6 protein-coding genes are annotated in these 14,320 nt (G+C 34.0%); all 6 read left to right on the forward strand.

The annotated features are described in order from the left end of the window. The first annotated feature begins 2 nt into the window (after positions 1 to 2). The 6 genes from KQ51_RS04950 to KQ51_RS04975 all read left to right on the forward strand — a co-directional run bounded on the left by KQ51_RS04950 (position 3) and on the right by KQ51_RS04975 (position 14,317). Positions 3 to 1,205: a DUF819 family protein gene (locus tag KQ51_RS04950; RefSeq protein ID WP_038469651.1), complete on the forward strand. Its 1,203-nt coding sequence runs from the start codon at positions 3 to 5 to the stop codon at positions 1,203 to 1,205. A gap of 158 nt (positions 1,206 to 1,363) precedes the next feature. Next, the gene (gene pulA / locus KQ51_RS04955) at positions 1,364 to 4,546 is read left to right on the forward strand and encodes a type I pullulanase (protein ID WP_038469655.1); all 3,183 of its coding nucleotides are present in this window, start codon (positions 1,364 to 1,366) and stop codon (positions 4,544 to 4,546) included. A 277-nt stretch (positions 4,547 to 4,823) separates the two neighbouring features. Then, a complete protein-coding gene (locus tag KQ51_RS04960) occupies positions 4,824 to 8,420 on the forward strand; it encodes a hypothetical protein (RefSeq protein ID WP_038469658.1) in 3,597 nt (1,198 codons plus the stop codon). Positions 8,421 to 8,444: 24 nt separating this feature from the next. After that, a complete protein-coding gene (locus KQ51_RS04965; RefSeq protein WP_052609209.1) occupies positions 8,445 to 10,298 on the forward strand; it encodes a hypothetical protein in 1,854 nt (617 codons plus the stop codon). Between the two features lie 96 nt (positions 10,299 to 10,394). Next, complete coding sequence (locus KQ51_RS04970) at positions 10,395 to 13,424, forward strand: extracellular solute-binding protein (RefSeq protein ID WP_038469661.1); 3,030 nt, start codon at positions 10,395 to 10,397, stop codon at positions 13,422 to 13,424. Next, the gene (locus KQ51_RS04975; protein WP_038469663.1) at positions 13,424 to 14,317 is read left to right on the forward strand and encodes a carbohydrate ABC transporter permease; all 894 of its coding nucleotides are present in this window, start codon (positions 13,424 to 13,426) and stop codon (positions 14,315 to 14,317) included. The genes KQ51_RS04970 and KQ51_RS04975 overlap by 1 nt, the downstream gene beginning before the upstream one ends. Positions 14,318 to 14,320: the final 3 nt, after the last annotated feature.

The following is a 14,320-nucleotide window of genomic DNA, read 5'->3' on the forward strand; positions in this document are numbered from 1 at the left end:
TAATGGCAATTGTTTGGTTACTTGTACAAGTTATCGCAATCTTTTTAGTACCAGTATTAATTATTAAGTATCACAATATGTTTATCACAAGATGGATTGGAACAATCGGTAGTGCATATTTATTTGGAATATTAGTCGCAATCTTTATGTTTGTTTTAAACAAACTAGGTTTAGATGCTTCTGTAAATAAAGATTTAGGAGAAATTGGTTCTCATTTAGCAATTAGTATCGCAATTCCCTTATTACTCTTTAGTGCAAATCTTAAAGAGGTAAGGAAACTTTCAAAAACGGTTTTAAAATCATTTGGTTCATTAATTCTTAGTGCCATAATTGTTTCTTCTATAGTTTATTACGTTTACGCGAAAACAATTACTAACGGAGCTGAATTGAGTGGTATGGCAATTGGATTGTATACTGGGGGTACACCTAACTTGAACGCTATTGGTAACTTCTTTAGGGGTAATGGTGTTGGCTCAGTAATTATCTCATCTGCCAATTTATCAGATATGATAATTGGAGCTATATTCTACATATTTTTACTGGTTCTATGTAAACCTTTATTATCTAAATTCTTACGAAAAAGAGATGAAGATATTTACATTACAAATTCATCAGAATTTAAAAATACTGATGAATTAGATATCAAATCATTCAAATTCTCTAAAAAATTACTAAATAGAATTCTATTAGCATTTGGAATTACTGTTTTAGGAGCAGGTATTGGCTTTTTAATCTTTACCTTAAAAGACGATACTAACGCTAAAATGACAGACTTCTTAGTCCCAGCAATGATGATGACTGTAACGATTCTTGGGATAGTGTTCTCGTTTAATAAAAAAATTAGAGAGACAAAAGGAATGAATGTTGTTGGGCAATACGGAATATTAGTTTTCAGTTTTGCCTTAGCTAGTAGTTTAGATTTAAGTTTATTAACAGGAATCATTGGTGATACTTTGATCCTTTATGGTTCAATAACAATTGGGGTATTTATTCTTCATGTTCTCTTTAGTAAACTAATGAATATAGATGTTGATTGTACAATGGTTACTTTAACTGCTGGATTATACGGACCAGCATTTGTACCAGCAATTACAAAACAAATTAAAAATGATGATCTTACAGTTCCTGGTTTAATTACCGGAAGTATTGGTTATGCGATAGGTACTTTCCTCGGAATTGCCCTAGTATATCTCTATTTACTCTAAAACATGTAAAGGGTTTCTATATTACAAAAATGGCTTTGCTACTATAATATGTAGTGATGCCTTTTTTATATCAATAAAAGGTTATAGTACGGTTCTAGTAAAAACCCTTTCAATATTATAAAATAAGTAAGTAAAGTTATACCTTTGAGGTGAAAGAAATGAAACTTAGAAAATTAATATTAACAATCCTATTTACAATAGTTGCAATATTCGCAATAGATACAAGTAGTGTATTTGCTAGTACTGCAAATAAATTAGTTATTCATTATCATCGATATGATGATAATTATTCAGATTGGGATATGTGGTTATGGCCAAGTGGTAGTGACGGTTCTGATTATGCTTTTAATGGTTCTGACACATTTGGTGCTACAGCTGATATCACATTATCAGGTACAAATCTTGATACTGCAGACAGTATCGGGATATTAATTAAAGATGATTCAAGTGGTTCGTGGGTTAAAGATTTTGATAGTGATAGATTTATTGATATGACTAATCCTAACGGTTCTGGAGAAGTACATGTTTACTTCTTACAAGGTGAAGAGTTCTTTAGTTATGTAAGTGAAGATCAAGCAGGATGTAATCCGCTTGTTCCTGATCCGGATTTATGTGCTATAGATTTATCTAATAAATTGATTAAAGCCTATATTAATGAGGAACTCAAGGTAGAGTTCTTATCAGGTGAAGTAGTTACAAGTGCTGATATTACAATTTATGAGAATGAAGTTTCAGTTCCTTTTACTGGTTTTACTAGTGGAGAAAATGGGCAATTAACATTAACTGATGGTTTTGATATTACCGCAAATTACGGAATTGAAATTGATTATGATGGTGAACCAACTACCAAACTTTTAGGTAGAGATTTTAACTATGATTCAACTGCGTTTGTAAGTAACTTTGCTTATGATGGTAGTCTTGGGTATATCTATACACCTGTAGAGACTACATTCAAAGTATGGGCCCCTTTATCGAACGAAGTAGAATTGAATTTATATAATGTCGGGCATACAACATCACAACGTTCTTCAGATGGAGAAAATACACCTTATGAAGAACATAGTTTAACGTATTTAGAAAAAGGTGTTTGGCAAGTTACCATTACCGGTGATTTAGATGGTAAGTACTATACATACGATATTAATAACTCTGGTAATGAAACAACAAATATACAAGACCCATATGGAGTAAGTTTCGGTTTAAACGGACAACGTTCAATGGTCTTAGATTTAGATGCTACTGATCCTCTAGGTTGGGGCTCAGATAGTGGTATTGATGGTTATACAAATCCTAATGAAGCAATTATATATGAACTGCACGTCAGAGACTTAACTAGTGCTACTTCATGGGGTGGACCAAGTGAATACGCTGGGACATACATGGGATTAACAGTAGAGGGAACGACTTATACACATCCAACTACTGGAGTAACTGTAAGTACTGGTTTAGATCATCTAATTGAATTAGGAATTACTCATTTACACTTATTACCAACTTATGATCAAGATGGTTGGAATAATGAAACTGATTTTGAATTTAACTGGGGATATAATCCACAACATTTTAATTCACCAGAAGGTGGATATGCTACAGACCCATTTGATGGGGCTGTAAGGGTAAATGAATATAAACAAATGGTTATGGCATTACATGAAAATGGAATAAATGTTATAAACGATGTTGTATATAACCACGTCGCAGACGGTGGTGGATTTAGTTTAAATCGTTTTGTTCCTTACTACTTCTCAAGAATTAATAATGATGGTAGTTGGAGTAACGGTACTGGTGTAGGAAATGAAACAGCCACAGAACGATATATGGTTAATAAATTCATTGTTGATAGTACAGTTTACTGGGCAGAAGAATTCCATATTGATGGATTTAGATTTGACCTTATGGCTGTTCATGATTATGAAAATATGAATAACGTAGCTGATGCAGTTGAAGCTGTAGATCCTGATATCTTTGTTTACGGAGAACCTTGGGGTGGAGGAACTATTAAGTTAGATTACAACCTTCAAGCCGGGAAGAATAACCTTTACAATATGCCAGAAATTGCTGCCTTTAACGATATCTTTAGAAACGCACTAAAAGGGTCTCCTGACGGTAACGATAAAGGATATGTATCTAGTGGTTACGGAACATCTGATGTTATTAACGGAATTAAAGGTAACTCATTTGGGATGAATAGTTCCCAATCAATTAACTATGTAAGTGCTCATGATAATCTAACGCTCTATGATAAGTTAGTAAGAGCTAATGGTTACGGAAATGATTTTAGTTATCACCAAGATGTTGATTACCAATCACGACTAGCAAACAGTATTGTTCTCTTTAGTCAAGGGATTCCATTCCTTCATGCTGGAGTTGATTTCCTAAGAACAAAAGGTGGAGAACACAATAGTTATAATGCTAGTGATTTAGTAAACCAATTAAGTTATGTTAAAAAAGCAAATAATATAGAAACTTTCAACTACTATAAAGGAATCATTGAAATAAGAAAGCAATTTGATTCATTTAAAATGGTAGAACGAACAGATATAAATAGTCATCTTTCATTCCTAAATCCTCCAGGATATGGATTGATTGGTTATAATCTAACAAAAAATGATGAAAACATACTTGTTTATCATAACTCAGCAAACCAACAGAATGATATTAGTTTACCAAGTGGAGCTTGGACATTATTATCAGATCGTGATGAAGCAGGATTAACAGGATTAGGTACATATCAAACAAGATACCCAATCGAAGAATCAGAAACATTAGTCTTCGTTGAAGGTAATGTTGAAGATGTTATTCCATCACCACATCATCTACCAGTCATTACTAGTTCAGTTGGAACGATTTATGATACTGGAATATTTAGTTTAAAATCAAACACAGATATTTATTCATACAGTTTAAATGGTGGCGATTTTATAACTGTAGTTACACCATCTACAACTGTCCAAATAAGTGATTTAGAACCAGGTGATTACGAAATCGTAATGAAAGATGCTTATGGCTCTGTTAGTACACCTTATACCCTAAGAGTATTAGAGTTTATTGATGATACTCCACTAGTTTGTGACGATGGATTTCACAATGAAAATGAAGTCTGTGTAGCTGACCCTGAACCACTGGTTTGTGATGATGATCAAACCGAACTTAATGGTGAGTGTGTTGATTTACCAAAACCAATTGTTTGTCTGGACGGAGAAACAGTAGAAGACGGTGAATGTGTCAAAGTCTCAACAGGATGTTTTGGCGGGATTGCTTCGAACAATTCTCTGTTTATATTAGGATTCAGTTTTATTGGCTTTGCCAGTATTTTGTTCTTAATTAGAAAAAATAAATAAAAAGTACGAATTTTCGTACTTTTTTTTACTCAATTTCAATTAAAGTATAAATACTTTATGAAAGCATTTTCATTAAACTATTTAGCAAAGCCGTTATATACATAAAATAGGCCCTACACTTTAAGGAGCTAAAGCCCTTGGAAATGTACTGTTTTAGTATGTGAAAGCAGTTTCACATTTGATTGTATAAGTTGACTATATAGATAAATAATTGTAAAATTAGGAAGAAGTAATATGTAAGCGTTTTTTAAAATTGCAAAAAGGAGAGGAAATAAAAATGAAGAAATTATTAAGTTTATTATTAGTTTTAATGTTGTCATTAACAGTAGTAGGAGTTTCGCAAGAAGCTAGTGCTGTTGCATATGACGCAGTGATTTATGTACATGTTTACCAACATGACGGTGATTATACAAACACAGGAACAGGACTGTGGGACGGTGTAAACTGGAATGAATGGGGAGATACTGCAGATACAACAGACAGTCTCGGTGGAGTTATTACAATAGGTTATACAACTGCTGAATTAGCTGCATTATCTGATTCACTAGAGTTTAAACCTGTAAGTAACACTACAGATCCAGATAATACTTTATTAGCACCTGCTAATGAAGGTAAAGTTATGTTAGACATCACAGACTTAAAAGCTGAAACTATCACAGAGTTACATGCTTATTATGTTGAGGGTGCAGACGGATTCTTTATAAAAGAACATGAAGAAAATGCTCTTTTATTATTTGTTTATGCAAACCCTGCTGTAGCTGCTAATGCTGATATTTATGATGGTTGGGGATTCCATACATGGGATCAAGGTGCTTTAGGAACTCCAAGAGCTGATTACTGGGTATTCCCTGAATTAGCTATCGATGTTGCTTTGGACGCTGGAGAATTTGACGGTGTACCAATGAGACTTGGTGGAATTGAAGTTGGATTTGATGCACAAAACACAATCGGATTCATTATGCATTATGGTATTGATTCAGGTGAAGAGTTAAAATCTTGTTCTTCAGATATCAAACCTGATGTTTCTGATATCAAAGCTGCTGACGCTGAATCTGATGGTGGAGCAAAAGTAATGTACTATGTTCATGGTGCTTGTGACTTTGAAGCAGATTACGCTTCATTCTTAACAAGTGTTGAAGATGGATACAGAGCTGGTTTAAAAAATAAATTTGTTGCTGGTACTGAAATTTCAGGTACTTCAACAATTAGTGTTGATTTCTTTGGTTTAAAACAACCTTGGGAATTAATTCCAAGTAACTTTATGGTTAAAGATGCAAATGGAGCTATGTTAAGAATTCAAGAAATCATAATTCCTGAAGCATTAAATGTTGGATTATATGAATCTGATGTTGAACCAATGGTTGAAACTGTAGTAGTAGTTTACGTAGATACAGCATTAGACATTGCTGATCTAGGTATTGCTGGTGACTTCCAAGGATGGTCTCCAGACGTTGCAGTAACTTCTACAACAACTGACGCTAATGGATACTATGTATTCGAGTTATCAACATTTGAAACTGAAGTTAACTTCGTTATATTAGAAGAAAACGGTGAAGATGATGTTGAAACTACTGAAGTTGATGAATCAACTGTATTAGGATGGAATGATACTAAAATTTCTCATCCAGATAACAATATTAATGTTGATACTAGTGGTGGTGGAATTGTTGAAGTATACTTCAATGATATTTCAAACGATTACCATATAAAAAACACACCTAAAACAATAGATCCTACAATGTATACTTATACTGCTGATGAAACTTGTGTTAATAACTTATTTACTATCTTTATTGATACAGATTTAGCACATACACAACTTGGATTAGTTGGTACATTAAATGGTTGGGATATTGAAAATACAATCGCTCCTGTTGGTGAAACAACTGAAGGCGTTCCTTATTGGGAAGTTTGTACTGAAGATGTAGATGGAGAATTCAAAGTATTATTTGACACAAGCGACGATGGATTTGCTTGGAGTAATCCTGATGATGTAGAAGTAACTCCTAATAATATGGCAATTGAACTTGCTGAAGAAGCAACTGAAGCTGCTGTTGCATTATATCCAATGATTGATGAAACATTAGTTCATGAAGCTGTTTTAGTACCTACAAGCATTTATAGATTAAGTGTTTATATACTAGGATATGAAGAAGATTATCATAATTTAGGTCTAACTGGAGATTTTAACGGTTGGCAAGAAACTACACCTAAATTTGTTTCTTATTCAGACGGATTCGGTAATTATATATTTGATATCGAAATGACATCAAATAGTGGTGGATTCAAATTATTTATTGATACTGATATGGACGGATTTACTTGGTCTGATTCAATAACAGAAGATAACTTCAATTATGATTTAGCTGGAGATACTTCTAAAGTATTAGTAATCGATTTAACTGATTCTAACGCGATGACTGATTTTGGTCCAAGTGTTGAAGAATATCAAGCAAAATATAGCTCTTTCGATATCGTTATGGAAGATAGATTCATGTATGGTGAAGCATATACTATAGAGTATATTGATATACCTGCAATTGAAGATAACCCAGCTACTACAGAAGTTGATGAAACTGCTGATGCTGAAATCATTACATGGGATTTAGAATTTGCTACTGTTGTTAATATAGAACAACCTAATGTAGTTGAAGGAATGGGTACTTATGCTGTTTCTCCAACTGAAATTCAAGTAGAATTTACAGATCCTGCAATGGTATTTGGAATTAACGTTGAGTTATCATTATTCGGTCCAGACGATACATTTATGTTCGTTAGTGGTTCTGATTATGGATTAACTTATGGTGCTGGTGACTATACTCAAACTGTTACATGTGCTGAAGGTGAAAACGTAGTATTCATTCATATGAATATTATGAATACAGAAGTTGCAACATTACCTCAATTAGGTATCGTTGGTTCTATTCAAGTTGCTGCAGATTGGGATATTGATAATACTATCGCTCCAATCGGTATGGACTCTGAAGGTAACTACGTATGGGAAATTTGTTTACCTGCAACTGATGAAGAAGTAGCATTCAAAGTTTTATATGATATTTCTGCTGATGGATTTGCATGGAGCAATGATGATGATGCTGAATTAGTAACAGATAATGTAAACATTACTGTTGAGAATATGGGACATTATTACTTAGAAGAAGGTACTAGTGCAATTGACACTTCTAAATATCATACAATTATGTTAGACACTGAATTAAATAAAGATAACGAATATTACTTATTATTCAATGATGTATCTGGTATTGATATCATGATGCCTGTCTTAATGGATACAGAAGCTCCAACAGTTACAGCTACAATCGATCCTACTGCAGTATTTACAGTTAACAATACTGTTACTGATTTTGATGTAAATGATTACTTCACTATCTTAGGATTTGTAGATAACCGTGAAGGTGAATTAGACTTTACAGTTAAAACTCCATTAGATATGAGTACAGCAGGAACTGCTTCAATCGTAATCGCTGCTACTGATATGTGGGGTAACGAAGGAACTTATGCTATTGAATTTACTATCGTTGATGATACTAATCCAGAATTAGTAGTAGATGCTGCTAAAGAATACGAAGCTGGAACAACTGCTCCTGATTGGGCAACATTCGCTACTTCAAGTGATGGTACAATCACAGTTGACGCTGCTGAAGTTGACATGGCTGCTGCTGGTGTATATTATGTAAATTACACTGCTGCGGATCCTTCTGGAAACCAAACTTTAAAAACTTTACAAGTAACAATTACAGCTGCTCCTGATACAGGATGTTTCGGATCATTTGGATTAGGAAGCTCAATTGGACTTATCGTTGCTGCTATTGCTGGTGGTGCCGTATTATTCTTTGTTAGAAAACAAAAATAAAAATTAATAGGAGGAATATATAGTATGAAAAGAATTGCCTTATTATTCGCTACTCTTATATTCGTCTTAACCCTTGCTGCTTGTGGTGGAGAGACTGTACAGCCTACTCCGCCTACAATCGCTGGGATTAGTGATGGTGGGACAATCGAAGTTAAAGTAGGAACAATTGCTTTAGATTTAGCTTCTATCACTGCTACAGATGATGAAGGAAATAGCGTTGATGTAACAATTAACGGAAACTTCAACTTAAATGAAGTTGGAGAATATGATGTAGTACTTAGTGCTACTGATGGAGATGGACTTCGTGTTGCGTTTAATGTAACTGTTCGTGTAGTTGCTTTAACATGTGAAGAAGATCCAACTCAAGAAATTTGTAAAACACCTTTAGATCTTGCAAGAGAAGAATTTGAAGGTACAATTTACAATGTTGATGAAGATAGTAATGGTGTTGCCGATTGGGAAGAAGATACAATTGAATTGTCAATGGGTTGGAGCTATTACGAAATCGAAGGTACAGATAACCCTGTTTGGTCTTCAATCCAGAAATTTATGGAAGTATATCCAAACATTACTGTAACTCGTGATGAAAGATTTACAACAGGTTGGGAAGATGGAGATAATGGTTTATTACTACTTCAAGAGTCTGCTCTTTTAGAAGGAAGTTTACCAGATATTTACTTTAATCCTAAAGCTGCTGAAACATATGATAAAGGAATGACTTTAGATTTAAATCCTTATATTAGAACTGATGAAGAAGCACAAATGATTACACCAAATGCATTAGCGGGTATGATGACTTATGATAACCGCGAAATGTGGGGTATTCCTTGGCAAGGTGTTGGACCATTAGTAGTTGTAAATACTAGTTTATTAGCTGAGTATGGACTTACAGCTCCTGGATACGACTGGACTTATGCTGAGTATGAAGCTTTACGTGCTGTATTAGGAAATTTAAATACTAATGATGAATGTGTATTCCCAGGTGTTATTGACTTTAGTTTATTTGGTGCTAACTACTTTGATGGTGTACCAGGTGGATATAAAGGATATAATATCGAAACACAAAGATTTGATTTTGCAAGTGCTACAAACTACGGTACATGGTTACAAACTGTAGCTACAGAAGCAATTTCAGGTTGGCATTTCTATGATTTAGAAGAAACTGCACGTGAAGAAAAATGTCCGGGAATCGCTGATTCTTGGGTAGGTGGAAAACGTGCAATCAATACAATGTACTTATATGAATTTAACGCAAAAGTTAATGAAATGGTAAGTAGAGGATTCGATATTGATATCTATCCATATCCTGAAGCGCCTACGGGTGGAGAAACTGCGACATTTACATATCATGACTACTATTCAATGTCAAAATTATTAGAAGCTGATAGAGTAAAAGCAGAAGCTGCATTCCAATTAATCAAATGGTTAACATTTGGTGAAGAAGGATTACAAGCTAGATGGGACTTAATTGATGAATTAAATGTTCCTGATGGTGAAGGAAATAGCCCATTTGTTAATGGAGATTTATATTTAATGAACTATGTTCAAGGTTGGCCAATAACTTCTAACCCTGATGCATTAGCTAATCATCCATTAGTAAAAGGATTTGCAACAGATTCAGGTGGTTTAGACATCTTTAACTTTGCTGCATTCCAAATTGAGGACTTCCAATATCAATTATCAAATGCAAACCCATATCCTCGTCAAATACCTGCATTCGCAAGTGTTGCTAACGAGTTTGATCCATGGGATATTAAAGATAAAATGCGTGACGAAAGCTTAAGCTGGGGTGACGTATGGTTAGAATACGAAACTGATCTAAATGATCAAATCGTTGATTTCTTACAATATTATTACACAGTTGGAGACGACGAATAATAATTTTAAGAGAAGAATCATAAAAAATAAATGACCAATGACTCTTCAAGGTTACTTGAAGAGCCGTTGGTTTATTATTGAACAGGAGTGAGTGTTATGAAAAAAATACTAATATTTACTCTATTACTTTCATTAATATTCGGAGCATGTATATTCGTAGATAATCACAATGCAGAGGTGTATGGTGAGGATAAAGACCTAAGTAGCGTTAAACTTTCTGAGATAAATTCAGCAAGTACGACTTACGTTGAAGGCTACGATGAGAGTAGTAGTTATTATGGAGTGTATACTAATTGGTTAGAAGTCGAAGGAACTTTGCCAAGTGAAGTATATATTATAGAATCATCAGATATAACTGGTGGAGAGGTTATCTTTGGACAAGATAGCAATGGGTATGGTAAAAATGTTATCAAAGCTAACCCATTAGACGAAATCGAGTTTGAAGTTACAACAACGAATGAAGGACTATATGAAATTTATTTTGATTATTACCTTCTGGAGGAAACTTTACTAAGACCAACTATCAGTCTTAAAATAAATGATGAATTACAATATAACGAAATGGCAAATATAGAAGTACCAACAAAATGGCTAATCGATGATGAGCCTGTTTTTGATCGTTTTGGTGATGAATTAACACCAAACAGTGAATTAGAAAACAGTTGGGGTAGTTTTGCCGTTAGTGATCCTAACTACTATTTTGTAGAACCATTAAAAGTTTATTTACCTGAGGGAGTTAGCGTAGTATCTATTACAACTAATGAAGGATATGTTCTTTACGGAGATATCACAATTGGTAATTTATACGAAGCACCTTCAGCATATTCCGAATATTTAAATGATCAACCCGCAGGTAGTTCAAATGTTTCAACAATTGAACTAGCCGCAGAACGTTATACATACGAATCAAGACAAAATATAAGATCTAAATTTATGAGAGATCCTTCATTAACACCTTATTCTTATAAAAACAGAGTTTTAAATGTCCTTGATCAAACTAGTTACCGCAAGAGTGGGGATGGTGTAACTTACCTTTTCACTGTAGAAGAAACTGGATACTACAATATTTCACTTAAATATATGCAAAGTGAAAACGACGAATTAGATAGTAAAAGAGCTATCTATATTGATGGTGAAATACCTTTTGAAGAATTAGAAAGTTATGCTTTTGGATTTACCCGTTCATGGAAAACAGAAACATTAAGTGATGGAGAAAGTCCTTATCAAATATATTTAGAAGCAGGAGAACATTCGATTACTTTAAAAGTAATTAATCATGAAATTAGAGACGTATATCACCGTTTATTACAAGTTTTAAATCACATTGATGATTTATCTAGAGAAATAAATAAAATCACTGGTGGATTAACCGACCGTGATCGTGATTATAAACTAGCAATCTATATGCCAACGTTAGTCGAAGAGTTAAATGATATTAAGGCAGAAATATTAATCGCAAAAACTGAGTTTATCGAGATTTATGATGACGATAATCTATCGATTATTAATGAATTAGATTTATGTGTTAAGTACTTAAACGAATTTATTGATGATCCTGATGAAATTCCCCCTTATAAATCAAGATTTAATGAAGGTGAAGGTTCTGTTTATGGTAGAATTAATGTTATTTTACCAAGACTGATTGATTCACCGTTGCAATTAGACGCAATCTATATGCATAGTGAAGATGTAGAATTACCTAATACCAATGCAAACATCTTTGTTAAAGCATGGGAAGGTATTCGTGCATTTACATATTCATTCTTTGATCCGAAATATAACGAAGCTGCAAAAGTTGATGAAGACACCGTTGAAATATGGGTTCGTGGTTCTCGTTTATATATTCAAGTAATGCAAAGAATGGTTGATGAAACGTTTACTCCAGAAACAGGAATTAAAGTTCAACTAAGCGTTATGCCAGATGAAAATAAAATTGTCTTAGCTAATGCTGCCAACACAACTCCCGATGCTGCAATGGGATTAACCGTAACAAGACCGTTTGAGTTCGCAATTAGGGGTATGGTTGAAGATTTAAGTTTAATGGATGGATTCTACGATTTAGTTAGTGAATTTAATATGAATAGTTTTATTCCTTTCATCTATGAAGAAGGAGTATATTCTTTACCTGAAACAATGGATGTTAAATTATTATTCTACCGTACTGATATATTAGAGTTCTTAGACGTCGAACCCCCTCAAACATGGGAAGAAGTAGTTAGTTTAATTCCTCTAATGCAAAAATATAATTACACATTCTACACGCCACTTGGCGGAGATAACGCGTTTAAAACCTTCGGGGAAACAACTCCATTTATCTACCAACACAGTGGGATTATCTATAATGAAACCGGAGATAAAGTATTACTAAACGAAGGTGGAGCATATGATGCATTTGAATTTATGACAGATTTATTCAGTGTTTATAATATACCAATTACAACTTCAAATTTCTTCCAGAAATTCCGAGATGGCCAAACTCCAATCGGGATTGGTGATGGTAATACATATATTCAGTTAAAATATGCAGCACCAGAACTAGCAGGACAGTGGGCAGTAATGCCGATTCCTGGAATTGAGTATGAAGATAAAGATGAAACTACATGTGGTGGACCATTAACAGATGGTCGCTGTATTGAAAGATGGGATCCAACATTTGGGACTAGTAGTGTAATCTTTAAAGATACAGATAAACAAGACATTGCTTGGGAATATTTCAAGTGGTGGTTTAAATCAGATATCCAAAGTGATTTTACTTACCAATTACAATCATTACTTGGAGATGAATTCTTACATATGACAGCTAATGTAGAAGCATTTAAGACTTCAGCGTGGCCAAGTGATAGTAAATATGAAATCTTAGAGCAATGGGAATGGGTAAGAACTACCGGAAAAGTTCCAGGAGATTACTTAGTTGAAAGAGAGTTAAGTAATGCGTGGAACAAGGTGGTCAATGACGGAACTAACCCTCGTGTAGCCATCGATGACGCAGTTATCATAATAAATAGAGAGCTTAAACGAAAACTAACGGAGTTCGGTTATTATGAAGACGGAGTTCGAATTAAAGATTTTCTAGTTCCAACTTCTGACAACATCCATTTATGGATGATCGAAGGGAGTGATGAATAGTGAAAAAGAAAAGAATTTTACAATCTCCATATCTATTCATTGCACCATACGCTGCATTATTCATTATAATTATTGCACTACCAGTTTTAGCCGCTCTTGTACTAAGTTTTACTTCATTCAATACAATTGAGGCTCCTGTATTTATTGGTTTACAAAACTATGTAGATATTATTACTGGAGATAGTGTATTTTTACAAAAAGCATTATCAAATACAATCTTATTTAGTATTATTGTTGGACCAATTGGTTATATGATGAGTTTTGGTTTAGCGTGGATGTTAGCTCAAGTACCACATCGTGCTCGTACTATCTATGCGGTAATTATTTACTCACCATCAATCACTGGACCAATCATGATGGCTAATGTATGGCGAATTGTCTTTAGTGGTGATGAGACTGGTTATTTGAATAACTTCCTCATGTACACTTTAAATATCGTTGATTCTCCAATACAATTCTTACAAGACGCAGATATCTTATTCCCGATTATGATTATCGTTTCATTATGGAGTAGTATGGGTCTAGGATTCTTAGCAATGCTAGCTGGGGTATTAAATATAGATAGAAGTTTATATGAAGCAGCAGCTATTGATGGAATGAAAAATAGATGGCAAGAAATCTTCTATATTACAATTCCTTCTATGAAACCACAAATGTTATTTGGAGCCGTAATGGCAATTATCGGAACATTTAATAGTGCTGGTTTAGCAAGTGCTCTTGCTGGTGGAGCAACACCACCACAGTATGCAGGTTGGTTGATTGTCGACCATGCCAATGACTTTGGATTTACGAGGTTTGAAATGGGGTACGCAAGTGCCGTTACTGTTATCCTCCTCTTAGTTGTTGTCTTTTTCAATCAAATATCTTACCGATTATTCGGAGAAAGGGACTGATCT

It is taken from the genome of Candidatus Izimaplasma bacterium HR1 (assembly GCA_000755705.1).
GTDB lineage: Bacteria > Bacillota_I > Bacilli_A > Izemoplasmatales > Izemoplasmataceae > Xianfuyuplasma.